The sequence below is a fragment of the Micromonospora globispora genome, from assembly GCF_003857015.1.
In the GTDB taxonomy this organism is placed as follows: Bacteria; Actinomycetota; Actinomycetes; order Mycobacteriales; family Micromonosporaceae; genus Micromonospora; species Micromonospora globispora.
Map to the genome: position 1 here is coordinate 1 of NZ_QGGF01000294.1, position 25,714 is coordinate 25,714.

Below are 25,714 nucleotides of genomic sequence, written 5' to 3' on the forward strand. Positions count from 1 at the left end.
GGACCGGTGCGCGCCGCCCCCACCGAGCACCGCCCGCAGCGGGGCGAGCGTGTCGTTGGTGAGGTGCCCGGCCCAGACCAGGTCCCAGATCGCGGCGGTCAGCGCGGCGTCGTCGGTGAATTCGACTCGGTCCGACAGTGACCGGAAGAAGAGCGCCTGACCCCCGGCGAGGGAGTCGAGCACCGCCTCGTGCAGCGGGGTGAGGCTCAGCGCCTCGTCCGGCGGGGGCAGCAGCAGCGGAGCCGCATCCGCGTAGGCGAGGGTGACCCAGCCGTCGCCACCGGAGATCGCCCCGGCCCCGGCCCAGACCACCTCCCCGCTGGCGCAGAGCTCGTCGAGCTGGGCGGGGGAGTAGTCGGCCACCCGGCCGGGCAGCACCAGCCGTTCCAGGGCGGACGCGGGCACCCCCGCCCCCTGCAACTGCTCGATGGTGGCGGCCAGCGCCTCCACGCCCCGGGCCGACGAGCCGACCTGCTGCCAGCGGGGCAGGAACGCGGCGAGAGCCTTCGGCGGCACCGGCTCGATCTCCCGGCGCAGCGCGGCCAGGGACCGGCGGCGCAGCAGCCGCAGCACCTCCGCGTCGCACCACTGGGTGCCGACGCTGTCCGGGGCGAACTCGCCGGAGACCACCCGCCCGGTCGCGGCGAGCCGGCGCAGCGCCTGTTCGACCACGAAGACGCCGAGCCCGAACCGGGCGGCGCAGGTCGCCGCCGCGAACGGGCCGTGGGTGCGGGCGTATCGGGCCACCAGGTCGCCGAGCGGATCCGCCACCGGCGCCAGGTACGCCTCCGCCACCCCGACGGGCAGCGCCACGCCGAGGGCGTCCCGGAGCCGGGCCGCGTCTTCGACGCCCACCCAGCGCTCCTCGCCGGCGATGCGTACGCGCAGCACCCGGCGGGCGGCCTCCAGTTCGGTCAGCCACTCCACCGGTACGCCCCGCTCGGCCAGCTCCGCCTCGCTCAGGTCGCCGAGCATCCGGAGCAGCTCGACCACGTCCTCCGCGTCGCGCGGTCGGCGCTGCTCGGTGAGCCAGCGCAGCTGGCGCTCGGTCTCGACGAGCACCGCCGGATCCAGCAGCTCGCGCAGGTCGACCCGGCCCAGCAGCTCGCCCAGCAGGGCCGAGTCCAGCGCCAACGCGGCGGCGCGCCGCTCGGCCAGCGGGGCGTCCCCCTCGTAGAGGAACGCGCCGACGTAGCCGAAGAGCAGCGAGCGGGCGAACGGGGAGGGCCGCTCGGACTCCACCTCGACCAGCCGCACCTTGCGGCTGCCCAGGTCGCGCATCAGCTCGGCCAGGGCGGGCTGGTCGAAAACGTCCTGCAGGCACTCCCGGGCGGCCTCCAGAGTGACCGGGAAGTCGGCGTACTCGCGGGCGACATCGAGGAGCTGGGCGGCCCGCTGGCGCTGCTGCCAGAGCGGCTGCCGGCGGCGCGGGTCGCGGCGGGGCAGCAGCAGCGACCGGGCCGCGCACTCGCGGAACCGGGAGGCGAAGAGCGCCGAGGTGCCCACCGACTCCTCGACGAGCTGGGCGATCTCGTCCGGCTCGAACACCACCACGTCGGCGCCGGGTGGCTCCTCGGCGGTGTCCGGCAGCCGGACCACGATGCCGTCGTCGGAGGGCATGACCTGGGCGTCCACTCCGTACCGCTCGGCGAGCCGGCGGCCGATCGCCAGCGCCCACGGGCCGTTGACCCGGGCGCCCAGCACCGAGTGCACGGCGAGCCGCCAGTCACCCAGCTCGTCGCGGAACCGCTCGACGACCACCGTCCGGTCGTCCGGTAGGGAGCGGGTGGCTTCCTTCTGCTCGCGCAGGTACGCCATCAGGTTGCCGGCGGCCCAGTCGTCCAGCCCGCCGGCCCGCAGCGCGGCGATCGCGTCCGCGTCGGCGAGCCGCAGCAGGGCCCGCACCCGCGCGCCGATGGCCCGGCCCAGCTCGACCGGGCGGCCGAGCTGGTCGCCCTTCCAGAACGGCATCCGAGCGGCCTGGCCGGGGGCGGGGGAGACGAGCACCCGGTCGGGGGTGATCTCCTCGATCCGCCAGGAGGACGAGCCGAGCAGGAAGACGTCCCCGACCCGGGACTCGTAGACCATCTCCTCGTCCAGCTCGCCGACCCGGGCGGCGCGTTCCGCCCCGGCCAGGAAGACCCCGAAGAGCCCCCGGTCGGGAATGGTCCCGCCGCTGGTCACCGCGAGCCGCTGCGCGCCCGGCCGGCCGGTGAGCACGTCGGTGGCCCGGTCCCAGACCAGTCGGGGCCGCAGCTCGGCGAAGGCGGTGGACGGGTACCGGCCGGAGAGCATGTCCAGCACCGCGTGCAGGGCGGAGTCGGGCAGCTCGGCGAAGGGGGCGGCCCGGCGGACCAGCACGGCCAGGTCACCCAGCCGCCACGGCTCCAACGCGACCATCGCCACGATCTGCTGGGCGAGCACGTCGAGCGGGTTGCGCGGGTAGTGCAGCTCCTCAATGGCGCCTTCGCCCATCCGCTCGGCGACGACCGCGCAGGAGAGCAGGTCGCCCCGGTGCTTGGGGAAGACCACGCCCCGGGAGACGGCGCCGACCTGGTGCCCGGCGCGGCCGACCCGTTGCAGGCCCGCGGCGACGCTGGGCGGCGCCTCGATCTGCACCACCAGGTCGACGGCGCCCATGTCGATGCCGAGCTCCAGGCTCGAGGTGGCCACCACCGCGGGAAGCTGCCCGGACTTGAGCGCCTCCTCGATGTGCTTGCGCTCCTCGCGGGAGACGCTGCCGTGGTGAGCGCGGGCGATAACCGGGGGCGCCCCGGCCGCCGCACCGGACTGCGCCATCACCTCGGCCGGCTGCCGCGGCGCGCGCAACGGACCCACGGGACCGACGAACGCGTCCCCGTCACGCCCTTGCCCGCCAGGTGCCGCGCCGGGGCCGCCGGCCGGCGCGGACGCCTCCAGCTCCTCGGCGGCCAGCTCGTTAAGGCGAGCGCAGAGCCGTTCGGCGCTGCGCCGGGAGTTGGTGAAGACGATGGTCGAGCGGTGCGACCGGATCAGCGAGAAGACCCGCTCCTCCACCGCGGGCCAGATGGACGCCCGGCGCGGGCCGAGGCCACCGAGGTCGTCCTCCGGCGGCTCCTGCTCGTCGAGGCGGGTCATGTCCTCCACCGGGACCTGGACGCTGACCTCGATCGTCTTGCTGCTGGGCGGCTGCACCACGTCGACCGGGCGGGCACCGCCGAGGAACCGGGCGCAGGCGTCGATCGGCCGGACGGTGGCGGAGAGCCCGATCCGCTGCGCGGGCGTCTCCAGCAGGGCGTCCAGGCGTTCCAGGGAGAGCGCGAGGTGCGCGCCGCGCTTCGTCCCGGCCACCGCGTGCACCTCGTCGACGATCACCGTCTCGACGCCGCGCAGTGAGTCCCGCGCCGCAGAGGTGAGCAGCAGGAAGAGCGACTCGGGGGTGGTGATGAGGATGTCCGGTGGGGTGCGGGCGAAGGCCCGACGCTCGTCGGCCGGGGTGTCGCCGGTGCGCATCCCGACGGTGATGTCCGGTGGGGCGACGCCGAGCCGGGTGGCGGCCTGCCGGATGCCGGCGAGCGGGGCGCGCAGGTTGCGCTCGACGTCCACCGCGAGCGCCTTGAGCGGGCTGACGTAGAGCACCCGGCAGCGGTGCCGTGCCTCGGCCGGCGGCGGTTCCTTGGCGAGCCGGTCCAGCGACCAGAGGAACGCGGCGAGCGTCTTACCGGAACCGGTCGGCGCGACGACGAGGGCGTTGCGCCGGGCGGCCACGGAACGCCACGCCCCGACCTGGGCGGGGGTGGGCGCGGCGAAGGCCGCGGTGAACCACTCCCGGGTCGCCGCGTCGAACTCCGCCAGCACCGCCGCGTCCCCGCCGGTCACCTCGTCCGTCACGCCATCAATCCTGCCCCGTCGGTGTGACATCCAGACGGCGCCGGACGCTGTTGTTTGTGTCCGCTCCGGGCCTTACGCGACGCTTGAGATGATGAACGCGTTAAGTCTTACTTAACTGCTTGCTTGCGTCGCGCAACATAAAGTAACTTCACTCGCAACGCAACGTCGGGTGGAGGGCTTGGATGACCGTGGAGGAGCGAGACTCCGGGCCCGGGACCGATGTGCTGATCCGCAAGGTCGACGGTCATCTCGCCGCCCTTCGCGCCGGCCTGAACGGCCCCGAGCTGGAACTCGCCGAGCGGCTCGCCGACTGCCTGCGCGAGCTGGTCATCGCCACCGCCCACTCCAGCGCCGCCGACCGCGGGCTGGTCCGCGCCGCGGTGCACTACTTCGTCCTCCGCCGGGAGAGCCGGGGCAAGCTCATCCCGGTCCGGTCCCTCGCCGCCGCGCAGCGGGTGGTCAACAAGGCCGTCCGCCAGCTCGGCCGCCCCGACCTGCTGGTGGAGGCTCGCCGGGAGCGGCCGTCCCGGGAGGCGGTTACCACCACTCCGGCTCGGCGCGTCTGACGCCGCGCCGCGCCGCGGGGCGGTCGGCTGCCCGCCGGCGACGTCGCGCTCCGCTGACCGCCCCACCCCGGTACGCCGCCCCGCTGACCCGACCGCCTGTCACGACGGGCGGTTTTGGGCAAAAACGCCCCTGAGCCAGCGATCTGGCGTCTGATCGGTCGTGGCCGGAGCGTGCGCGTCCCGGCGTGCGGTGCCACCTCGACCTGGAGCGCGCGTGCTCGTACTGCTGATCCTGCACCTGGTGGCGGCGCTGGTCGCGCCACTGCTGGTCCGCTGGTGGGGTCCGCGCGCGTTCTACCCGCTCGCGCTCCCGCCGGCCGCCGCGTTCGGTTGGGCGGTGGCGCACACCCCCGCGGTACGTGCCGGCGGCGCCGTCGTCGAGACGTACCCGTGGGTCGCCCAGCTCCAACTCGACATCGCGCTGCGGGTGACCACCCTGTCCTGGCTGATGACGCTGCTGGTCGGCGGCGTCGGCGCGCTGGTGCTGGTCTACTGCGCCCGCTACTTCCACCCGGACTCGATCGGGATGGCCCGGTTCGCGGCCGTGCTGGTCGCCTTCGCCGGGGCCATGCTCGGCCTGGTCATCGCCGACGACCTGCTGCTGCTCTACGTCTTCTGGGAGCTGACCACGATCTTCTCCTACCTGCTGATCGGGCACAGCGCCGAGCGGCGGTCCAGCCGGTGGGCGGCCGCCCAGGCGCTGACCGTCACCACCCTCGGCGGGCTGGCCATGCTGGTCGGCTTCCTCATGCTCGGCCGGCACGCCGGCGGCTACCGATGGTCCGCGATAGCCGGCGCACCGCTGCCCGGCGGGGGCTATCTGGCCGCGGCGGTGCTGCTGATCCTGGTCGGGGCGCTGGCGAAGTCCGCGATCGTCCCGTTCAGCTCCTGGCTGCCGGTGGCGATGGCCGCGCCGACGCCGGTCAGCGCGTACCTGCACGCGGCCGCGATGGTGAAGGCCGGCATCTACCTGATCGGGCTGCTCGCCCCGGCGCTCGCCGCCACCGGCCCGTGGCGTCCGGTCACCGTCACCGCCGGCCTGGTCACGCTGGTAGCCGGGGGCTGGGCGGCGCTCCGGCAGACCGACCTCAAGCTGCTGCTGGCGTACGGGACGGTCAGCCAGCTCGGCCTGCTCGCCGTCGTGATCGGGGCGGGCACCCCGAAGGCGGCCCTGGCGGGCACCGCGATGCTGCTCGCGCACGCGCTGTTCAAGGCGGCGCTGTTCCTCGTCGTGGGCATCCTCGACCACGCCGCCGGGACCCGTGATCTGCGGGAACTCTGCGGGGTCGGGCGCGCCGCACCGCTGCTGACGGGCGTCGCCGCGGTGGCCGCCGCCTCGATGGCCGGGCTGCCGCCGCTGATCGGATTCGTCGCCAAGGAGGCGGTCTTCGCCGCGTTCGCCGACCGGCCGCTCGTGCTCGCCGCGCTGGTCGGCGGCACCGCCCTGACCGTCGCGTACAGCATCCGCTTCCTCTGGGGCGCCTTCGGCACCCGTCCCGACATCCCGGCCACCGGCATGGCGCCTGCGCCCGCCGCGATGCTGCTGCCCCCGGCCGTGCTCGCCGCCGCCGGGCTGGTCGCCGGTCCGGCCGCCGGTCGGCTGGGCGGCCTGCTCCGTCCGTACGCCGAGCTCTTCGGGCCGGTCGAGGAGCGGCTCGCGCTCTGGCACGGGCCGACGCTGGCGCTGGGGCTCTCCGCGGTCGCGGTCGCCGGCGGAGTGGTGCTGCACGCGGTCCGCGGCTCGCTCGCCCCCGCGCTCGCCCGGTTGCGCTCCCCGATGGGCGGCAACGAGGGGTACGAGTGGGTCATCCACCGCTTCGACCGGGTCGCCATCGAGGTCACCGGCGCCACCCAGCGCGGCTCCCTGCCGCAGTACCTCGGCACGATCCTGGTCGCGCTGGTGCTGGTGCCCGGCGCGGCGATGCTGGCCGCCCGCCCCTGGCGGGAGCGCATCGTCCTCTGGGACACCCCCGCCCAGTTGGTGATCTGCGTGGTGATCGCGGTGGCGGCGGTGCTCGCCGTCCGCGCCCGACGCCGGCTCACCGCGATGCTGCTGGTCGGGGTGACCGGCTACGGCACCGCGATGATGTTCGTGCTCTACGGCGCGCCCGACCTGGCGCTGACCCAGTTCCTGGTGGAGACCGCCACCATCGTGGTCTTCGTGGTGGTGCTGCGCCGGCTGCCGGAACGCTTCTCGGCCCGCCCGCTGCGTCGCAGCCGGTGGGTCCGGCGGGGGATCGGGGTGGCGGCCGGGGTGGTGATGGCCGGGCTCGCCCTGGTCGCGGCCGGCGCCCGCCGTACGCCGTCCATCTCGCTGGCCTTCCCTGACCTGGCGGTGGCCCAGGGCTACGGCCGGAACGTGGTCAACGTGACGCTGGTCGACATCCGGGCCTGGGACACCATGGGCGAGATCTCGGTGCTGGTGGTGGCCGCCACCGGGGTGGCGAGCCTGATCTACGAGCGGTCCCGCACCGGGCCGCGCCCGCGCCGCGCCCGCAGGTCCGCGGCCCAACGGGACCGGCGGACGGTGTGGCTACGCGGCGGGGCCACGCTGCACGAGCGCCGCCGGTCGATCGTCTTCGAGGTGATCACCCGGCTGATCTTCCACACCGTGGTGCTCTTCTCGCTCTTCCTGCTCTTCTCCGGCCACAACGCCCCCGGCGGTGGTTTCGTCGGCGGGCTGGTGGCCAGCCTCGCCCTGGGCGTCCGTTACCTGGCCGGCGGCCGGTACGAGCTGGCCGAGGCGGCACCGGTCGGGGCCGGTACGGTGCTCGGCGCCGGGCTGGCCGTCTCCGTCGGCACCGGCGCGGTCGGGCTGCTGCTCACCGGATCGGTGCTGCAGAGCGTGAAGGTCGACCTCTGGCTCCCCGCGGTCGGCCACTTCTACCTGGTCACCTCCCTCTTCTTCGACATCGGCGTCTACCTGATCGTGGTCGGGCTGGTGCTGGACATCCTGCGCAGCCTGGGCACCGAGGTGGACCGGCACATCGAGGCCACCGGTGGCGTGCCCGGGGGACTGGCTGTCCACCGGGAGGGGGAGCGCACGTGAGCCAGGGCGGGGCCGGACCGAACCTGGTCCTGGTGATCGCCGTCGGGGTGCTGGTGGCCACCGGCGTCGCCCTGCTGCTGGAACGGAGCCTGAGCCGGATCCTGCTCGGGGTCATCCTGTTCGGCAACGGGGTGAACCTGCTTATCCTGCTCGCCGGCCGGTCCGGCGCCGCACCGCTGGTGGATGGCGTGCCGGCCGGGGAGATGAGCGACGCGCTGCCGCAGGCGATGGTGCTCACCGCCGTGGTCATCACGTTCGGTCTGACCGCGTTCCTGCTCGCGGTGGCGTACCGGAGCTGGTACCTCAGCGGCGACGACGAGGTGCAGGACGACCTGGAGGACCGGCAGGTCGTCCGGCTCGCGGAGCGGAACGAGGTGTCCACCGCGGACCTCGGCGGCGAGGGTCCGGACAACGACCCGGAGCAGGTGGACCCCGGGCCGGCGCTGCGCCGGCTGCGCCGCCGCGGTGGCCAGCGGTGAGCGCGAGGAGTGAGCCGGTTCTGCGAGCCCCGCAGTCGCGAACGGAGATGGCGCGGGTGAGCGCGAGGAGTGAGCCGGTTCTGCGAGCCCCGCAGTCGCGAACGGAGATGGCGCGGGTGAGCGCGAGGAGTGAGCCGGTTCTGCGAGCCCCGCAGTCGCGAACGGAGATGGCGCGGTGACCCGGGCGCTGCTGCCGTTGCCGGTGGTGGTGCCGCTGCTCGGCGCCGCCCTCACGCTGCTCCTGACCCGCCGGCCACGGCTGCAACGGTCGGTCAGCGTGGTCGGGCTCGCCGCCACGCTGGCGGTGGCGGTGGTGCTGCTGGTCGAGGCGTACCGGCACGGGCCGGTGGTGGTACAGGTGGGCGGCTGGCCGGCCCCGGTCGGGATCGTGCTGGTCGCCGACCAGCTCGCCGCGCTGATGCTGGTGGTCTCCTCGGCGGTGACGCTCTGCGTGCTGCTCTACTCCATCGGCCAGGGGCGGGGGGAGACCAGCGAGTCCGCGCCGGTGAGCATCTACCACCCGACGTACCTGGTGCTGACCGCCGGCGTGACCAACGCCTTCCTGGCCGGGGACCTGTTCAACCTCTTCGTCGGCTTCGAGATCCTGCTGGCGGCCAGCTTCGTGCTGATCACCCTCGGCGGCACCGAGACCCGGATCCGGACCGGCTCGACGTACGTGGTGGTCAGCATCCTCTCCTCGATGATCTTCCTGGCCGCGGTCGGCCTGGTGTACGCGGCCACCGGCACCCTCAACATGGCGCAACTCGCCGGGCGGCTGGATGGCCTGCCGGACGGCGTACGGCTGGCATTGCAGCTGATGCTGCTGCTCGCCTTCGCGATCAAGGCGGCGGTCTTCCCGGTCTCCGCCTGGCTGCCGGACAGCTACCCGACCGCGCCGGCCCCGGTCACCGCGGTCTTCGCCGGCCTGCTCACCAAGGTCGGCGTCTACGCGATCATCCGCACCGAGACGCTGCTCTTCCCCGGCGGCCAGGTCTCCGCGCTGCTGATGGTGGTCGCCGGGCTGACCATGCTGGTCGGTGTCCTCGGCGCGGTGGCCCAGTCCGACATGAAGCGCCTCTTCTCGTTCACCCTGGTCAGCCACATCGGCTACATGATCTTCGGGGTGGCGCTGAGCACCGTCGCCGGCCTCTCCGGGGCGATCTTCTACGTGGTGCACCACATCACCATCCAGACCACCCTCTTCCTGGTCGCCGGCCTGGTGGAGGAGCGGGCCGGCAGCACCGACCTGCGCCGGCTCGGCGGCCTGGCCCGGGTCGCCCCGCTACTCGCGGTGCTCTTCTTCGTTCCGGCGATGAACCTTGCCGGCATCCCGCCGTTCTCCGGTTTCCTCGGCAAGCTCGGCCTGCTCCAGGCCGGTGTGGCGGCCGGTGGGTTGCTCCCCGGGGTGCTGGTCGCGGCCGGCGCGCTGACCAGCCTGCTCACCCTCTACGCCGCCTCCCGGGTGTGGAACATCGCGTTCTGGCGGGCGCCCCGGCTGGCCACCAGCAGCCCGACCGTACGGCTGCCCGCGCTGATGGTCGGCGCCACGACGGCCCTGGTCGTGTTCGGGGTGGCGCTGACCCTCGCCGCCGGGCCGCTCTTCCGGGTCACCGCGGACGCCGCCGCCGACCTGCGGGCCCGCACCCCGTACGTGCGGGCCGTCCTGCCGGAAGGCGCGCCGTGACCGGCGACCCGGCGGCCCGGAACGGTGCCGGCAGGAACGACGGATCACCGCATCCGGCGCCCGGCCGCGGCGGGCGGCGGCGCGACCAGGCGATCGCGCTCGGTTGGCTGGTGCTGATCTGGCTGCTGCTCTGGGGGGACCTCTCCTGGGGCAACCTGCTCGGCGGGCTGGTCGTCGGCGTGGCCGTGCTGGTCTTCTTCCCGCTGCCACCGGTCACCTTCGGCGGCCGGCTCCGCCTCGGCGCACTGCTCGTGCTGGTCGCGACGTTCGCCGCCGAGCTGGTCAGCGCGAGCGTCCGGGTCGCCGGGCTCGCCGTCCGACCTGGCTGCCGGCCGCGCTCCGCGATCGTCGCGGTGCGGCTGCGGGTGCGCACCGACCTCAACCTGGCGCTCACCGCCGAGGTGATCTCCCTGGTCCCGGGCACCCTCATCCTCGAGGTGGACCGGGACCAGGGCGTCCTCTACGTGCACGTGTTCGACGTCCGGGATCCGGAGGACCTGGCGGAGAGCCGTAACCGCATCCTCACCGTCGAACGGCGGATCGTCCGCGCGATCGGCTCCGCCGACGAGGTACGCCAGCTGCAGACCGAATCCGTCGACAGGAGGTCCCATCCGTGACCACGCTGCTCGCCGTGGCGCTGACCGTGCTGCTCTCGGTCACCGCGCTGCTCGCGCTGGCCCGCATCTACCGCGGCCCGTCGCTGCTGGACCGGGTCGTCGGCGCCGACCTGCTCCTCTCCACCATGCTCGGCGCGGTCGGGGCCGAAGCCGCCGTCAACCGGCACGCCACCACGCTGCCCGTGCTGGTGGTGCTCTCGCTGCTCGGCTTCGTCGGCTCGGTGGCCATGGTCCGCTTCGCCGTCCGGGAGGAGTCGTGACCGCCGTCGCCGACTGGCTGGGCGCGGCCTGCCTGCTGGCCGGGGCGCTGCTCGGTCTGGCCGCCGGGATCGGCGTGCTGCGCTTCCCGGACGTGCTGGACCGCATGCACGCCGCCACCAAGCCGCAGGTTCTCGGCGTGCTGCTGCTCCTGCTCGGGCTGGCGCTGCGGCTGCGCACGCCGGCGGACCTGGGGATGATCGCACTGGTCGGGGTCTTCCAACTGGCCACCGCGCCGGTCGCGGCGCAGATGGTCGGACGGGCCGCGTACCGGTCAGGCCGGGTCAATCGTGCCCTGCTGGACACCGACGAGCTGGCCGACCGCTGACCGGGAACCGGACAACTGCGCCACCTTCAGCGGGCGTCCAGCCAGCGCAGATAAAATGGGCGTCATGATCGACTCCTCTGCCCAGGAGGGCAGCAGTAGCCAGCCGGGTCGTGCCCGGCAACCCCTCAGCCCGACGGCCCCGGGAGCCCTGAACCTTCCGTGCTGATCGTCGTCGGTCTCGTTCTCATCATCGTGCTCACCGCCGCCACCGGTTACTTCGTGGCCCAGGAGTTCGGTTACGTCGCCGTGGACCGGGGCAAGCTCAAGCAGCTCGCCGACGGCGGCGACCAAGCCGCCGCCCGGGCCTTGGAGGTGACCGGCCGGCTCTCGTTCATGCTGTCCGGGGCGCAGCTCGGCATCACCGTGACCGCCCTGCTGGTCGGTTACGCCGCCGAGCCGTACCTGGGCGCCGGGCTGGCCGAGCTGCTCGGCGTCGCCGGGGTCTCCACCGGCATGGCGCTGCCGCTCTCCGTCGCGCTCGCCCTGATCATCGCCACCGTGGTGCAGATGGTCCTCGGTGAGCTGGCCCCGAAGAACCTGGCCATCGCCCGCGCGGTACCCCTCGCCCGGGCGCTGAGCCGGTCCACCCTCATCTACCTCACGATCGCCGGACCGGTGATCAAGCTCTTCGACCGGGCTGCCGTCCGGCTGCTGCGCCGGGTCGGCATCGAGCCGATCGAGGAGCTGCCCAGCGGCGCCACCCCGGAGGACCTGGAGCAGATCATCGCCGAGTCCCGGGAGGAGGGGCGCCTCGACGCCGAGATGTCCGACCTGCTCGACCGGGGCCTGGACTTCCGGGAGCTGACCGCCGGGGAGGCCATGGTGCCCCGGGTGGACGTGCACACCGTACGGGCGGACGAGCCGGTCAGCCGGGTCGTGGAGCTGCTCGACACCGGCCACTCCCGCTTCCCGGTGCGGGGCGCCGAGGGTGTCGACGACCTGGTCGGCGTGGTCGGCATCGCCGACGTGCTCGGGGTGCCGCCGGCCGAGCGGGCCAGCACCCTGGTCAGCGCGGTGGCCGTACCGCCGCTGCTGGTGCCGGAGACGCTGCCGCTGCCGACGGTGCTGGACCGGCTGCGGGTCGGGCACCGGCAGCTCGCCTGCGTGGTCGACGAGTACGGCGGCTTCGCCGGCGTGATCACGCTGGAGGACATCGCCGAGGAGCTGGTCGGGCCGATCCGCGACGAGGACGACCCGCCGGAGCGGGCCCCCGCGCGGCAGGACGACGGCTCCTGGGTGGTGCCGGCCCGCTGGCGGATCGACGAGGTCGCCGACAGCACCGGCATCGCGCTGCCCGAGGCGCCCGAGTACGACACGCTCTCCGGGCTCGTCATGCGGGAGCTGGGCCGGGTGCCCGAGGTCGGCGACCGGCTGGAGATCAGCCTCGCCGTCGACGGCGAGCAGCCCGCGGCCGGGCCCCGCGCCCTGGTCGAGGTGCTGGCCGTGGACCGGCACGTGGCCGACTCCGTCCGGCTCCGGATGACCCCGGTCGAACGCCGGGAGGAGGCGGCATGAGCCCCGGCTTCGCGCTCTTCTTCTCGGCCGTGCTGCTGGCGCTGAACGGGTTCTTCGTCGCCGCCGAGTTCGCCCTGGTGGCGTCCAAGCGGTACCGGCTGGAGCAGGCGGCGGCCGGCGGCGGCCGGGCGGCCCGGGCGGCCCTGGACGGCGTACGCGAGCTGTCGCTGATGCTGGCCGGCGCGCAACTCGGCATCACGCTCTGCACTCTGGGCCTCGGTGCCCTGGCCGAGCCGGCGATCGAGCACATCCTCAGCCCGCTGCTGCACGCGGTCGGCCTGCCGGACGCGGTCAGCCACCTGGTGGCGCTGCTCTTCGCCCTCGGCCTGGTGACGTTCCTGCACCTGGTGGTCGGCGAGATGGCCCCGAAGTCGTGGGCGATCACCGACGCGGAGCGCTCCGCGACGCTGCTGGCGCTGCCGTTCCGGGCCTTCGCCCGGGTGTCCCGGCCGGTCCTGTCCGCCATGAACGCGCTCGCCAACGGCGTCCTGCGCCTGGTCGGGGTGCAGCAGCAGGACCAGCTCGCCCAGGTGCACGGCCCGGACGAGCTGCGGATCCTGTTGGAGCAGTCCCGGGAGCACGGGCTGCTCGGTGCGGAGCAGCACCAGATGCTGACCAGCATGCTGGAGCTGCAGGGCACGACCGTGGCGCAGGTGATGGAGCCGTTCGACCGGATCGTCACGGTCCGCCGGGACGACACCGCCGAGCGGATCGAGCACGTGTCCCGGGACAGCGGCCGGTCCCGGCTGGCGGTCCTCGACCCCGGCGGCGAGGTCTGCGGGCTGGTGCACGTCCGGGAGGCGGTCCGGGCGGTCACCACCGGCCGGCCGGCGACCGCCGGCGAACTGATGAGCTCGGCGTTCACCCTGCCCGGTGAGGCCTCGGTGACCGAGGCCGTCGCCGCCATGCGGGGCCGGCAGGCCCAGCTCGCGCTGGTCCGCAACGGGGGCGGGCCGACCCGCCCGATCGGCTTCGTTGCGCTGGAGGACCTGCTGGAGGAGGTCATCGGCGAGTTCGACGACGAGACCGACCCGGTGCCGCGCGGGCGGCGCCTGCGCTGAGCATCGCGGCCGCCGGGCCTTCAGGGCCCGGCGGCTGCGCGCCTCTGGGTGCGTTTCTTGTCGCTGTGGCAGCAACAAGTGCACCCGAACCCCGCGACGGCGGGAGCCGGGACGCTGAGGACTGGCCGGCCGCTGGCCGGGAAAGCCGCCGCGTCGGTGTCGGCGGAAACGGGGGAGCGCGGTGCGGCTGACCGGGGTGTCGGATTCCGGCTGGACCGGTCTGTCGGTCACCACCACCCTGCCCAACCCGAGCACCCGCCCAGGGCTGCGCCTGCCCGGTCGGGTGACGCTCAGCGCCGGGGGGGAGGACGTACCGGTCCGACACATCCGGGTGGGCCTGGTCGCGCAGGTCGAACCGGAGGACCCCGGTGCACCGCGCTGCCTGATGCAGTACCACGAGGTGCCGATCGCCGGCCGGTTCGTGGTGCCGGCGGGGCGGCGGCGGGCGGTCGACTTCGCGCTGCCGCTGCCCTGGGAGACCCCGGTGACGATCTTCGGCGGTGTCCCGCTGATGAGCCTGCGTACCGGCCTGCGGACCGAGGTCTCCGTCGACCCGTACCTGGACCAGGGCGCGATGGTGCCGGTCTTCGTCCACCCGCTCCCCACCCACCAGCACATCCTCGCCGCGCTGGAGACCCTCGGCTTCGTGATGCGCCAGGCGGGCCTGCAGCACGGCCGGCTGCCCGGGGTGGAGCAGACCCTCCCGTTCCACGAGCGCCTCGGCTACTGGGTGGCGCCGCTGTACGCCGGCCCGATCATCGAGCTCGAGGTGATCTTCGTGACCAACGCGGCCGGCGTGGAGGTGCTGCTCTGGATGGACCGGCGGCTCTCCCTCGCCGGGGTGACCCACCAGAGCATCAGCCGGTTCCGGGCCTGGCACGCCGGCGCGGACCGGCGGGACTGGGTGTCCACGGTCGACGGCTGGCTGCGGCACGCCATCAACCGGCACGCGGCCGCCGCCGCGCACGCCGACTGGTCCGCCATGATCCGGGAGTCCGCGCACGTCAGCCGCGCGCCGGACGAGCCGGTCGCCCCCGGCTACGGGCTGGGCGGCACGGCCGGCGGGGGCGGCATCGGCGGTGGTGGCGGCGGTGACGGCACCTGACCGCCCGGTCAGACGGAGGCGGTGGCGAGTTTGATGCTGAAGCCGAGGAAGAGGGCGGCCACCGCCGTCGTCCCGCTGGCGGCGAGGCGCCGGCGGCGGTGGAACTGGGCGGCCAGGAAGGTGCCCGCGAAGATCAGGGCGGTCAGGTAGAGCGCGCTGGTCACCTGGGCGATCAGGCCGAGCAGCAGGAACGACAGCGCCGGCCAGGCGTACCCGGGGTCGACGAACTGGATGAAGAACGAGATGAAGAAGAGGATCGCCTTCGGGTTGAGCAGGCTGATCACCAGGGCCCGCCGGAACGGGCTGCGCAGCGCCGCCGGCTCCGCGGCGTCGATCAGCCGCGGCGTCGCCGGGTCGTTGCGGTCGCGCCAGCGCCGCCAGGCCCCGCGCAGCATGGTCAGCCCCACGTACCCCAAATACGCGGCGCCGACGTACTTGATCACCAGGAAGAGCGGCGGGTACGCCTTGAGCAGCGACGCCACCCCGGCGGCGGAGAGGAACATCAGCACCGAGTCGCCGACGAACACCCCGCCGGCGGCCCGGTACCCGGCCCCCACCCCGCGCCGGGCGGCGGTGGAGAGCACGAAGAGCGAGTTCGGTCCCGGCAGCAGGATGATCGCCACGGTCCCGAGCACGTACGTCCAGATGTCGGTGATGCCCAGCACGCCGGACATCATGACGCCACGGGTACCGCCGGGCGAAGCCTTTCCCGCAGCGTGACCTGTGCGTTCGGCCACTCGGAGGCGAGCATGGAGTAGAGGGCGGACTCCCGCCAAGTGCCGTCGGCCCGCCGCCGGTTGGACCGCAGGGTGCCCTCCCGGGTGGCGCCGAGCCGCTCGATGGCCCGCTGCGACCGCTCGTTCTGGGTGCTGGTCTGCCAGGTGACCCGGATCGCGTCCAGTTCCTCGAAGGCCCGGGTGAGCAGCAGCAGTTTGGCCTCGGTGTTGATCCCGGTCCGCCACGAGGCGCGCCCGAGCTGGGTGAAGCCGATCTCCACCGAGCGGGTGTCCTCGTCCGGGTGGTAGTAGGAGGTGGTGCCGACCACCGCCCCGGTGACTGCGCACCGCTGCACCCAGGGCACCCGGATGCCCCGCTGGTGGGCGGCCAGCGCGGCGCGGACGTACCCGGTCATCTCCTCCACCGACTGCGGGCGGCGGCTGCCGACGTACCGCCACACCTCCGGGTCGTCGAGGGCGGCGTGCAGCTCCTCGGCGTGGGAGAGGTCCAGCGGCTCCAGCACCACGTGCTCGCCGCGCAGGACGACCGGCTCCAGCCAGGGCGAGCGGGCGGGTCGCAGGTACGCCGGCACCGGCGCGGTCACCCCGGCGTCCGGTTCGGGCAGCCCGGGGGTGAGCCGCAGCGGCACCACCCCGGCCCAGTACGGCAGGTCGCGGTCCGACGGCCCGTCCTTGACCCCGGCGGCCCGGGCGCGGACCGACACCTCGCGCAGCGGCAACGCCAGCACGGCCGTTTCGGCCAGCTCCTTGCGGGCCGGCGGCCGGCTGTCCGCGCTGCGCCCGGCGGCCACCTTCTCGACCAGCGCGGTGAGCACGTCCAGCTTCTCCCGCTCGTCGGTGACCAGACGGGCGGTGCCGTGGGCGACCACCGAGCGGTAGTTGGCGCTGTGGTTGAACTGGGAACGGGCGAAGACCAGCCCGTCGAGCAGGGTCACCGCGACGCAGACCGGCAGGCCGTCGTCGTCCCGGGCGGCGAGCAGCGGCCGACTGCCGCTGGAGCCGTGCAGGTAGAGGGTGTTGCCGACGCGGACGTGCAGGGTGGGCAGCAGTTTCGGCTCACCGTCCACGGTGAACCCGAGCGTGCAGTGGTACGCCTCGTCCAGGACGGCGTGCGCCGCGGCTTCGTCGTAGCTCATCCGGTCCCGCATCCGGGTGGCGGTGGTCCGTTCGGTTCGGGGGTACATGCGGCAGTTCCACCTTTGTTCTAGTACAATCTCCGAACTGTGGCAGCACATTATCAGATCGTCGGTTCGTCGTCGGCCGCGATTTCGGCGAGCGTGGAAAGCGGCATCCGCGGCGGCCAACTCGCGCCGGGCGACGCCCTGCCGGCCGTCCGCGCCCTCGCCACCGAGCTGGCGGTCAGCCCGGCCACTGTGGCGAAGGCGTACCAGGAGCTTCGGCATCGCGGCCTGGTCGTCACCGCCGGCCGGCACGGCACCCGGGTCCGGCCCCGCCCGCCGGTCGCCGCCCGCCGTGCCGGGCGGATGCCGCCGCCGCTGCCCGGCACCCGCAACCTCTCCGCCGGGCAGCCGGACTCCCGCCTGCTGCCCCCGCTCGGTCCGCACCTGGCCGCGCTCGCCGCCGAGATCGGCTCACCCACCGGGTACGTGTCCTCCGCCGTCCTTCCCGAGCTGGCCGAGGCCACCCGCGCCCGGCTCGCCGCCGACGGCGTACCGGCCGAGGAGATCGCCGTGACCGGTGGCGCGCTGGACGGCATCGAACGCCTGCTCGCCGCCAACCTGCGCCCCGGCGACGCGGTGGCCGTCGAGGACCCGGGCTGGGCCAACCTGCTCGACCTGGTCGCCGCGCTCGGGCTGCGGCCGATCGGGGTGCCCGTCGACGACGACGGCCCCACTGAGCCGGGCGTCCGGTCCGCCCTCGCGGCCGGGGCCCGCGCGCTGATCGTCACCAGCCGCGCCCAGAACCCCACCGGTGCCGCGGTCTCCGCCGAGCGCGCCGAGGCGCTGCGCGCCCTGCTCGCCGGCCGGTCCGACCTGCTGCTGATCGAGGACGACCACGCCGCGGAGCTGGCCCACGTACCGCTGCACCCGCTCGCCGGAGTGACCCCGACCTGGGCCTTCGTGCGGTCGGTGAGTAAGCCCTACGGGCCGGACCTGCGACTCGCGGTGCTGACCGGCGACGAGGCCACGGTGGCCCGGGTCGCCGGCCGGGCCCGGGTCGGCGCCGGCTGGGTCTCCACCGTGCTGCAACGCCTCGTGCTCGCGCTCTGGCGCGACCCGGCCACCGCCGACCTGGTCCGCCGCGCGGCGGAGAGCTACGACCGGCGGCGGGACGGCCTGCGGGAGGCGCTGGCGGCCCGGGGGGTGGCCGCGTACGGCCGGACCGGGATCAACCTCTGGGTCCCGGTGGCCGACGAGACGGTCGTGGTCACCACGCTGCGCGACGCCGGCTGGTCGGTCGCCCCCGGCACGCTGAACCGGATCGCCGCCGGTCCCGGCGTGCGGATCACCGTCAGTTCGCTCGACGAGGCCGACCTCGCGCCGCTCGCCGACGCGGTCGCCCGTGCGCTGCGTCCCGTCGCCTCGGCCGGGTTCACGGCCTGATCCGGCGGCATGGCGGCGGTTCGGACGGGTAACCGCGGCCCGGGAGGTGGGCGATCGTGGCTTCGAACGGGTCCCGGAAGGGCCTCTGGATCGGCATCGCGGTGGTGGTGATCATTCTGGTGATCATCGCGATCGCGCTGGCCTCGCGCGGCGGCGGAGGCGGAGGTGGCGGTTACTGACCCGAACGGTGCGGCGCACCGGGCGAGGTGGTCGCGTGAGCGCCGCCGGAGGGGGTAGAACGGTCGGCATGGCCGAGACCGAGAGCGCCCCCGGTGCCCAGGAGTTCATCCCGCCGCAGGCGGACACGATCGAGCAGCTGCGCTCCGCCGCGGCCGGCTGCCGCGGCTGCGGGCTCTACCGGGACGCCTCGCAGACCGTCTTCGGGCGGGGTGACGAGACCGCCCGGGTGGTCTTCGTCGGCGAGCAGCCCGGCGACATGGAGGACCAGAAGGGGCTGCCGTTCGTCGGGCCCGCCGGCCGGGTGCTGCGCAAGGCCGTCGACGAGGCGGGGATCGATCCCGGCCACATCTACCTCACCAACGCCGTTAAGCACTTCCGCTTCGAGCTGCGCGGCAAGCGGCGGATCCACCAGACGCCGGACCGGGTGCACATCACCGCCTGCCGGCCGTGGCTGGTCGCAGAGTTCGCCCGGCTCAACCCGGAGGTCGTGGTGGTGCTCGGCGCCACCGCCGCCAAGGCGCTGCTCGGCCCGGCGTTCCGCGTGACGAAGCAGCGCGGGGAGCTGCTGCCCTGGCCGGACGCGGCGCAGCGCCCGGAGGACTTCAAGCGGGTCCCGGTGGACAACACCGGCAAGGTGGCCGACGTACCGCCGGCCCAACTGCTGGCCACCATCCACCCGTCCGCTGTGCTGCGCGCCGAGAACCAGGACGTCGCGTACGAGGGCCTGGTCGCCGACCTCAAGGTCGCCTCCCGCGCCCTGGCCGGCTGAGTGGACCGGTCCGGCGGCACGGAAATGGAGCTGCGTCCCGGGCCGGCGAGCGCCTAGCGTCGGCGGCATGGGCCTCGCCACCGCCGACGATCTCCGCCTCGCCAACCGCAACGCCGCCGCCCTCTGGACCGCGCTCGCCGAGGCGCGGGGACACCCGCTGACCCGGCGGCCCGGCTTCCTCGCGGTGCACGGCAGCGGGCGCACCGGCCTGCGGATCCTCCTGCTGGACCCCGCCCCGACCGAGGATGACCTCGCCGAGTTGACCGAACTGGTCCACCAGGGACGAGCGGGCCGGCTCACCGTGGAGGACCCGTACGGCCGACTGGACCTCGCCCCGCTCGGCCTGACGTCGCGCTCGCTGCCGGTGATGATCCGGCGTCCGGTGCCCGTACCCGACCCGGCGCTGCCGGTCACGGCGGTCGAACGCCCCGACCAGCTCGCCGTCGCCGAGGACGTGGTGGTGCACGGCTTCCCGCTGCCCGACCTCCAGCCCCGGCACCCCGGCGAGGCCTTCCCGGCCGACCTGCTGGACCGGCCGGAGGCCCGGTTCTTCGTCGTCCACTCCGACGGCGTGCCGGCCGGTGCCTGCCTGACCGTGTCCGACGCCCGCACGGTCGGCCTCTACTGGATGACCACCCTGCCCCAGCACCGGTCCCGCGGCGTCGGCCGAGCCCTGCTGCACGGCGCGCTGAACCACCGGGCCGACCTGCCGATGACGCTGACCGCGGCGCGCGCCGGACGGCCCCTCTACGACTCCCTCGGCTTCGTCCCCGTCGCGGACGCCAGGTGGTGGGGCTGAATCAGAGGCGGCCGCCGGTGGCCGTGTCCGAGAGTCGCTGGGCGAGGTAGATCGGCACCACCGAGGCGACGATCAGCACGGCGGCCACCACGTTGATGACCGGCGCCTGGTTCGGCCGGAACAGGTTGCTGAAGATCCAGATCGGTAGGGTCTGCACGCCCGGGCCCGCGGTGAACGTGGTGACGATGATCTCGTCGAAGGAGAGCCCGAACGCCAGCAGCGCGCCGGCCAGCAGGGCCGAGCGCAGCACGGGAAACGTGACGTACCGGAACGTCTGCAGCCCGTCGGCCCCGAGGTCGGCCGACGCCTCCTGCAGGTTGCCCCCCGACCTGCGCAGCCGGGCCAGCACGTTGTTGTAGACCACCACCACGCAGAACGTCGCGTGCCCGACGATCACCGAGAAGAGGCCCTTCTCGACCCCCAGCGGTGCCATCACCGAGCGGAACGCGGTGTCCAGCGCGATACCGGTGACGATGCCGGGCAGGGCGATCGGCAGCAGGACGAGCAGCGACACGGTGTCCCGGCCGAAGAACCGGTAGCGCTGCACCGCGAACGCGACCAGCGAGCCGAGCACCAGCGCGATGGCGGTGGCGCCCAGTCCCGCCTTGACCGACATCCACAGTGCCTCGCGCGCGCCCGCGTTGTCCCAGGCGCGGGTCCACCACTCGGTGGTCCAGCGGGGCGGCGGCCAGGCGAACGTGCGGTCGGCGTTGAAGGAGTTGACCAGCACGATCGCCAGCGGCAGGTAGATGAAGGCCAGGCCGAGCGCCATCGCGCCCCGCAGCAGCCAGCGCGCCGACCGGGACAGCGTCACAACTCCTCCAGTGCCCCGGAGCGCCGGACGGCGACCAGGTAGATGACCATGATCAGGACCGGGATGGTGGCCAGCGCGGCCGCGAACGGCAGGTTGTTGGCGGCACCGATGTTGGCGTAGACGAGGTTGCCGATGAGCTGGGTCTTGCCGCCGACGATCTGGACGGTGATGTAGTCGCCGAGCGAGAGCGAGAAGGTGAAGATCGATCCGGCGATCACCGACGGGACGATGACCGGTAGCACCACCGCTCGGAGCGTCCGGCCGGCCCGGGCGCCGAGGTCACCGGACGCCTCCAGTAGCGAGTCGGGCAGCCGCTCCAGGCCCGCGTAGATCGGCAGGATCATGTACGGCAGCCACAGGTAGGCCAGCACCAGCACGGTGGCCGTCAGCCCGTACCCCGGTCCGTTGCCCGGGCCGCCGAGGAGCCAGTCCACCGGCCCGCCGTTGGCCAGCAGCACCCGCCAGGCGTACGCCTTGACGAGGTAGCTGGCCCAGAGCGGGGTGAGGATGGCGACCACCAGCCAGCGCCGGTACCGGGGCCGGGCCACCTTCGCCATGTAGAAGGCCATCGGCAGGGCGATCAGCGCGTCGATGGCGGTGACGGCGGCGGCCACGCCGACGCTGCGCAGGGTGACGGCCCGGTAGACCTCGTCGGAGAGGATCGTGCGGAAGTTGTCCAGGGTGGGTTGGTGGACGACCGCCCCGGTGAAGCCGTTGACGGTCCACAGTGCGGAGACGAGCAGGACGGCCAGCGAGCCCAGGTAGGCCACCACCAGCCAGAGCAGCGGCGCGGTGAGCAGCGCGGCGAGGCGTACGCCGGCGTGGCGGTGCAGCCAGGCCGACAGCCGGCGGACCGGCCCGCGGACGGCGCTGGCGCCGCCCGCGGACCGCTGGAGTGTCGAGGTCACCTCAGCCCTTGATCGTGGTCCAGGCCTGGGTCCAGGCCGCGTAGTCCTTGCACTTGACGTCGGTCCGCCCGTCCAGGCACTGCTGCACCGGCGTGTTCCAGTACCAGACCTTCTCGAAGTAGGCCTCGTCGTCGGCGTGGTACGTCTTGCAGTGGTTCTTGTCGGCGGTCTCGGCGCACGCCAGCTTGTTGGACGGCGCCTCACCGAACCATTCGGCGACCGCCGCGTTGGCCTTCGGCGAGATGATGTGGTCCATCCACCGGTACGCGCAGTTGGGGTGCTTGGACTTGGCGGAGATCATCCAGGTGTCCGACCAGCCGGTCGCCCCCTCCTCGGGCAGGATCGCGTCGACGGGCGCCTTGTCGGCCGTGGCCAGGTTGGCGATCACCTGCCAGGTGGTGCCGAGTACCGAGTTGCCGGCCTTGAAGGCCTGCACCTCCTTGGTGTAATCCGACCAGTACTCGCCGATCAGGTCGTTCTGCTTCTTCAGCAGGTCCACCGCGGCATTGAACTGCTTGTCGTCCAGCGCGTACGGGTTCTTGATGCCCAGGTCCGGCTGGGTCTTCATCAGGTACAGCGCCGCGTCGGCGATGTAGATCGGCGAGTCGTACGCGGTGATCTTGCCCTTGTAGGGGGAGTTGGGGTCGAAGACCGCGCCCCAGGACGTCGGGGCGGGCTTGACCACGTCCGTGCGGTACATCAGCAGGTTCGCGCCGCGCCCGTGCGGGATGCCGTAGGCGACCCCGTCGACGGAGTTCCACTGCTTGAGCTTGAGCCCGTCGAACACGTCCTTGTAGTTGCTGATCAGGTCGGTGTTGACCGGGGCGACGTCACCGCCGTAGATCAGCCGGAGCGACGCGTCCCCGGAGGCGGAGACCACGTCGTACTCGCCGGTCTTCATCAGGGTCACCATCTCGTCCGAGGTGCCCGCGAGCTTGACGTTGACCTGGCAGCCGGTCTGCTTCTCGAAGTCGGTGACCCAGTCCACCTTCGGGTCGTTGGAGCCGTCCTCGACGTAACCGGCCCAGGCCACGATGTTGACCTGCCCCTCGCCCGTCCCGAGGCTGGCCAGCTTATCGACGGCGGGAGGCTTCATCCCGCCGGGCCCGGACCCGCCGGCGTCGGCGCCGCCGTCGCCGCAGCCGGCCATGGCAAGCAGGCCGACGGCGGCGAGCGCGGTCAGTTTTCTACCGGTACGCATGTGCGCTCTCCTTGGAAAGTTGGGTGGGCGGGACGGGATCGGGTACGGGCACGGCGTGCTCGGTGCGCCAGGCCAGGCGGACCGGGGTGCCGCGAAGTGCCGCCACGTCCGCCGAGGAGGTGGCGAGGTTCTGCTGCGCCACGACCAGCCGGGCGCCGGCGTCGAGGTCGACGACGAACCGGGTGGTCGGTCCGGCGTAGACGACCTCGGCGACCCGTCCGGTGGCCGCCGTCTCGCCGTCGCCGGCTGGCGGGCCGTCGAGGCGGATCTTCTCGGGCCGGACCGAGAAGGTGCCGTCGCGGCCGAGCAGATCGCGGGCCGCAGCGCCGGTGAGCAGGTTGGAGGTGCCGACGAAGCCGGCGACGAACGGGCTGGCGGGCCGCTCGTAGACCTCGGCGGGGGTGCCGACCTGGGCGATCCGGCCCTCGTCGAAGACCGCCACCCGGTCGCTCATGGTGAGCGCCTCCTCCTGGTCGTGGGTGACGAAGACGAAGGTGATGCCGACCTCCCGCTGGAGGGCCTTCAACTCGACCTGCATCTGTTCGCGCAGCTTCAGGTCGAGCGCGCCCAGCGGCTCGTCGAGGAGCAGCACCTTCGGCCGGATGACCAGGGCGCGGGCGAGGGCGACCCGCTGGCGCTGTCCGCCGGAGAGCGCGGCGGGTCGCCGGTCGCCGAGCCCTTCGAGCCGTACGCTGCGCAGCGCCTCGTCCGCCCGCCGGCGCCGTTCGGCGCGGCCGACCTTGCGCACCCGCAGGCCGTACTCGACGTTCTGCCGCACGCTCATGTGCGGGAAGAGCGCGTAGTCCTGGAAGACGGTGTTGACGTCCCGCTCGAACGGGGCCAGCCGGGTCACGTCGCGCCCGCCGAGCAGCACCGTCCCGGCGGTGGGGGACTCGAACCCGGCGATCATCCGCAGCACCGTCGTCTTTCCGGAGCCGGAGGGCCCGAGCATGGCGAAGAACTCGCCGTCGGCGATCTCCAGGTCGACGCCGGCCACCGCCTCGACCGTGCCGAACGACTTGCGCAGCCCGTGAAGGGCGACGGCGGGGGTGGCGGGCCCAGCTGGCACGGGCGCTCCTTGTCCTACGGTAAACGTTGCCACAACGAACCAACGTCCACGGAAATCGTGCCGTGAGAATAGAGCCGCCACGGATAGCGTCGTCAAGAGGCTGTGACGGGTTCGTTTCCGTCGGCCCTTCCCGCCTGCCCGTGCGGCAGGCACACTCATCGGCATGGAGCAGCATCTGTACGAGCCCGTCCACAGTGAGTTCCGGGAGCTGTGCCGGGAGTTCCTGGTCCGGGAGGCCGTCCCGCACCACCAGCGGTGGGAGGCCGAGGGGATCGTCGACCGCGAGGTCTGGCGCAAGGCCGGCGCGGCGGGACTGCTCGGCATGGACATCGACGAGGAGTACGGCGGCGGCGGGCAGCACGACTTCCGGTTCAACGCCGTACTCGACGAGGAGATCGTCGCGGCCGGTTGTACCGGGCTCGGGTTCGGCCTGCACAACGACGTGGTGGCGCCGTACCTGACCGAGCTGACCACCGACGACCAGCGCAAGCGGTGGCTGCCCGGCTTCTGCTCCGGTGACCTCGTGACCGCGATCGCGATGAGCGAGCCGGGCGCCGGTTCGGACCTGGCCGGCATCCGTACCTCCGCGGTCCGCCACGGCGACACGTACGTGCTCAACGGGCAGAAGACCTTCATCACCAACGGCGAGATGGCCGATCTGGTGGTGGTGGTCGTCCGGACCGCCCCCGACCAGGGCGCGCACGGGGTCAGCCTGATCGCCGTGGAGACCGGCACCCCCGGCTTCACCCGCGGTCGGCGACTGGCCAAGGTCGGCCTCAAGGCCAACGACACCGCCGAACTCTTCTTCGACGACTGCCGGGTCCCGGCGGAGAACCTGATCGGCACGGAGAACCACGGCTTCTACCACCTGATGGCGAACCTGCCCCGGGAGCGGCTCAGCATCGCGGTCGGGGCGGTCGCGGCGGCGGAGAAGCTGCTCGCGGTCACCCTCGACTACGCCCGCTCTCGGGAGGCGTTCGGTCGGCCGATCGGGAAGTTCCAGCACAACCGGTTCCTCCTGGCCGAGCTGGACACCGAGGTCACCATCGCGCGCACCTTCATCAACCACTGCGTCGCCGAGTTCAACGCCGGCCGGCTGTCGGTGACCGACGCGGCGAAGGCCAAGTGGTGGACCACCGAGCTGCAGAACAAGGTCGCCGACCGCTGCGTCCAGTTGCACGGCGGCTACGGCTTCATGTTGGAGTACCCGGTCGCGAAGGCGTGGCTGGACGGCCGGGTGCAGACCATCTACGGGGGCACCACCGAGATCATGAAGGAGATCATCGGCCGAGGACTAGGCCTGTAGCAGAACCCGGATGCCGGTGGCGGGCCGGTTGCGCAAGGATGGGGCAGCTTGGCACCCCTTACCGAGGAGCCGCCTCATGGCCACCGACCTGACCGCCCCGGCCCACGCCCGACCCGACGTCGCCCCCATTCAGCGGCGGACGCTGCGGCTGCTCTTCGGCACGCAGATCATCGGCGGGATCGGCGTCACCATCGGCGTCGCGGTGGGCGCGCTGTTCGCCGCCCGGATCGCCGGCACCGCGGTGGCCGGCCTGGCGCAGAGCGCCGCCGTGGTGGGCGCCGCCCTGCTCGCCGTACCGGTCACCCGGATCATGACCGGGTACGGCCGCCGGCCGGGCCTGGTGGTCGCGTACCTGGCTGGGGCGGTCGGGGGCGTCCTGGTGGTGCTCGCCGCGGTCACCGGCTGGGTGCCGCTGCTCTTCCTCGGCATGCTGCTCTTCGGTGGCGGCACCGCGGCCAACCTCCAGGCCCGGTACACGGCGGTGGACCTCGCCGAGCCGGCCCGCCGGGGCCGTCAGCTCTCGGTGATCGTCTGGGCCACCACCATCGGCGCGGTGGCGGCGCCCAACTTCGCGGCGCTCGCCGACCGGACCACCAGCGGCTGGGGCCTGCCGCCGCTGGCCGGCCCGTTCGCGTTCAGCGCCGCCGCGTTCGTGCTCACCGCCGGCGACCGCGCACGCGGCGAGCAGCACCCCGACCCCGCCGAGGATCCCCGCCCGCCGGCCGAGCCCGTCGGTCAGCCAGCCCACCAGCGGGGAGAGGGCGTACATGCCGGCGATGTGCAGGCTCAGTACGATGCCCACCACCCGCAGCACGTCGGCGTCGTCGTGGAACTC

General features: G+C 73.4%; 23 protein-coding genes. 16 read left to right on the top strand and 7 right to left on the bottom strand.

Translation table 11 applies throughout. From position 1 onward, the window contains the following. Positions 1-3,870: Lhr family ATP-dependent helicase (locus DKL51_RS14475; protein ID WP_260428484.1), on the bottom strand; the 3,870-nt coding region annotated here is incomplete at its 3' end. 182 nt (positions 3,871-4,052) lie between these two features. Between DKL51_RS14475 and DKL51_RS14480 the strand changes: the two genes are divergently transcribed. From DKL51_RS14480 to DKL51_RS14525, 10 genes are all read left to right on the top strand, one after another. Further along, positions 4,053-4,436: a hypothetical protein gene (locus tag DKL51_RS14480; RefSeq protein WP_109943604.1), complete on the top strand. Its 384-nt coding sequence runs from the start codon at positions 4,053-4,055 to the stop codon at positions 4,434-4,436. 214 nt (positions 4,437-4,650) lie between these two features. Further along, positions 4,651-7,485: a Na+/H+ antiporter subunit A gene (locus DKL51_RS14485; protein ID WP_109943603.1), complete on the top strand. Its 2,835-nt coding sequence runs from the start codon at positions 4,651-4,653 to the stop codon at positions 7,483-7,485. Beyond that, positions 7,482-7,964 (top strand): Na(+)/H(+) antiporter subunit C, encoded by a 483-nt coding sequence (locus DKL51_RS14490; RefSeq protein ID WP_109943602.1) that lies wholly within the window; start codon positions 7,482-7,484, stop codon positions 7,962-7,964. Before DKL51_RS14485 ends, DKL51_RS14490 begins: the two co-directional genes overlap by 4 nt. 175 nt (positions 7,965-8,139) lie before the next feature. Further along, entirely contained in the window at positions 8,140-9,648 is a 1,509-nt protein-coding gene (locus DKL51_RS14495) for a Na+/H+ antiporter subunit D (RefSeq protein ID WP_109943601.1), read from the top strand. Beyond that, positions 9,645-10,265 carry a Na+/H+ antiporter subunit E gene (locus DKL51_RS14500; protein ID WP_109943600.1) on the top strand — a complete coding sequence of 207 codons (621 nt, stop codon included), beginning with the start codon at positions 9,645-9,647 and terminating at the stop codon, positions 10,263-10,265. The genes DKL51_RS14495 and DKL51_RS14500 overlap by 4 nt, the downstream gene beginning before the upstream one ends. Beyond that, a complete protein-coding gene (locus DKL51_RS14505) occupies positions 10,262-10,525 on the top strand; it encodes an MrpF/PhaF family protein (RefSeq protein ID WP_109943599.1) in 264 nt (87 codons plus the stop codon). The genes DKL51_RS14500 and DKL51_RS14505 overlap by 4 nt, the downstream gene beginning before the upstream one ends. Next, positions 10,522-10,851 (top strand): monovalent cation/H(+) antiporter subunit G, encoded by a 330-nt coding sequence (gene mnhG / locus DKL51_RS14510; protein ID WP_109943598.1) that lies wholly within the window; start codon positions 10,522-10,524, stop codon positions 10,849-10,851. Before DKL51_RS14505 ends, mnhG begins: the two co-directional genes overlap by 4 nt. A gap of 159 nt (positions 10,852-11,010) precedes the next feature. After that, on the top strand, positions 11,011-12,366 hold the full coding sequence (locus DKL51_RS14515) for a hemolysin family protein (RefSeq protein WP_109943597.1): 1,356 nt from the start codon (positions 11,011-11,013) through the stop codon (positions 12,364-12,366). Then, a complete protein-coding gene (locus DKL51_RS14520; RefSeq protein ID WP_109943596.1) occupies positions 12,363-13,427 on the top strand; it encodes a hemolysin family protein in 1,065 nt (354 codons plus the stop codon). The genes DKL51_RS14515 and DKL51_RS14520 overlap by 4 nt, the downstream gene beginning before the upstream one ends. Before the next feature lie 181 nt (positions 13,428-13,608). Then, positions 13,609-14,532, top strand: coding sequence for a sporulation protein (locus DKL51_RS14525; protein ID WP_109943595.1), 924 nt, complete (start codon positions 13,609-13,611; stop codon positions 14,530-14,532). Between the two features lie 8 nt (positions 14,533-14,540). Here the strand turns inward: DKL51_RS14525 and leuE are convergent, their stop codons facing one another. Both leuE and DKL51_RS14535 read right to left on the bottom strand, forming a co-directional pair. Continuing rightward, entirely contained in the window at positions 14,541-15,209 is a 669-nt protein-coding gene (leuE, locus tag DKL51_RS14530) for a leucine efflux protein LeuE (RefSeq protein WP_109943594.1), read from the bottom strand. After that, on the bottom strand, positions 15,206-16,453 hold the full coding sequence (locus DKL51_RS14535) for a bifunctional pyridoxamine 5'-phosphate oxidase family protein/GNAT family N-acetyltransferase (protein ID WP_109943593.1): 1,248 nt from the start codon (positions 16,451-16,453) through the stop codon (positions 15,206-15,208). The genes leuE and DKL51_RS14535 overlap by 4 nt, the downstream gene beginning before the upstream one ends. 39 nt (positions 16,454-16,492) lie before the next feature. Between DKL51_RS14535 and DKL51_RS14540 the strand changes: the two genes are divergently transcribed. From DKL51_RS14540 to DKL51_RS14550, 4 genes are all read left to right on the top strand, one after another. Beyond that, on the top strand, positions 16,493-17,833 hold the full coding sequence (locus DKL51_RS14540; protein WP_124812162.1) for an aminotransferase class I/II-fold pyridoxal phosphate-dependent enzyme: 1,341 nt from the start codon (positions 16,493-16,495) through the stop codon (positions 17,831-17,833). 56 nt (positions 17,834-17,889) lie between these two features. Beyond that, positions 17,890-18,012 carry a hypothetical protein gene (locus tag DKL51_RS36370; RefSeq protein WP_260428485.1) on the top strand — a complete coding sequence of 41 codons (123 nt, stop codon included), beginning with the start codon at positions 17,890-17,892 and terminating at the stop codon, positions 18,010-18,012. A 68-nt stretch (positions 18,013-18,080) separates the two neighbouring features. Further along, the gene (locus tag DKL51_RS14545; protein ID WP_109943121.1) at positions 18,081-18,782 is read left to right on the top strand and encodes a UdgX family uracil-DNA binding protein; all 702 of its coding nucleotides are present in this window, start codon (positions 18,081-18,083) and stop codon (positions 18,780-18,782) included. Between the two features lie 67 nt (positions 18,783-18,849). Beyond that, on the top strand, positions 18,850-19,581 hold the full coding sequence (locus DKL51_RS14550) for a GNAT family N-acetyltransferase (RefSeq protein WP_109943122.1): 732 nt from the start codon (positions 18,850-18,852) through the stop codon (positions 19,579-19,581). Between the two features lies 1 nt (position 19,582). Here DKL51_RS14550 and DKL51_RS14555 read toward each other — a convergent pair whose 3' ends face one another. Genes DKL51_RS14555 through DKL51_RS14570 form a run of 4 tightly spaced genes read right to left on the bottom strand, consistent with a single transcriptional unit; the run spans position 19,583 to position 23,573 of the window. After that, positions 19,583-20,395, bottom strand: a complete 813-nt coding sequence (locus DKL51_RS14555) for an ABC transporter permease (protein WP_109943123.1) — start codon at positions 20,393-20,395, stop codon at positions 19,583-19,585. Continuing rightward, positions 20,392-21,303 (bottom strand): ABC transporter permease, encoded by a 912-nt coding sequence (locus DKL51_RS14560; protein WP_109943124.1) that lies wholly within the window; start codon positions 21,301-21,303, stop codon positions 20,392-20,394. The genes DKL51_RS14555 and DKL51_RS14560 overlap by 4 nt, the downstream gene beginning before the upstream one ends. 1 nt (position 21,304) lies before the next feature. Continuing rightward, positions 21,305-22,504 carry an ABC transporter substrate-binding protein gene (locus DKL51_RS14565; RefSeq protein ID WP_109943125.1) on the bottom strand — a complete coding sequence of 400 codons (1,200 nt, stop codon included), beginning with the start codon at positions 22,502-22,504 and terminating at the stop codon, positions 21,305-21,307. Then, entirely contained in the window at positions 22,491-23,573 is a 1,083-nt protein-coding gene (locus tag DKL51_RS14570; protein ID WP_311768047.1) for an ABC transporter ATP-binding protein, read from the bottom strand. Before DKL51_RS14570 ends, DKL51_RS14565 begins: the two co-directional genes overlap by 14 nt. A 163-nt stretch (positions 23,574-23,736) precedes the next feature. Here DKL51_RS14570 and DKL51_RS14575 point away from each other — a divergent pair, with 163 nt between their 5' ends. Next, a complete protein-coding gene (locus DKL51_RS14575; RefSeq protein WP_124812163.1) occupies positions 23,737-24,879 on the top strand; it encodes an acyl-CoA dehydrogenase family protein in 1,143 nt (380 codons plus the stop codon). Between the two features lie 76 nt (positions 24,880-24,955). Then, a partial coding sequence (locus tag DKL51_RS14580) for an MFS transporter (protein WP_124812164.1) occupies positions 24,956-25,714 on the top strand: 759 nt, incomplete at its 3' end.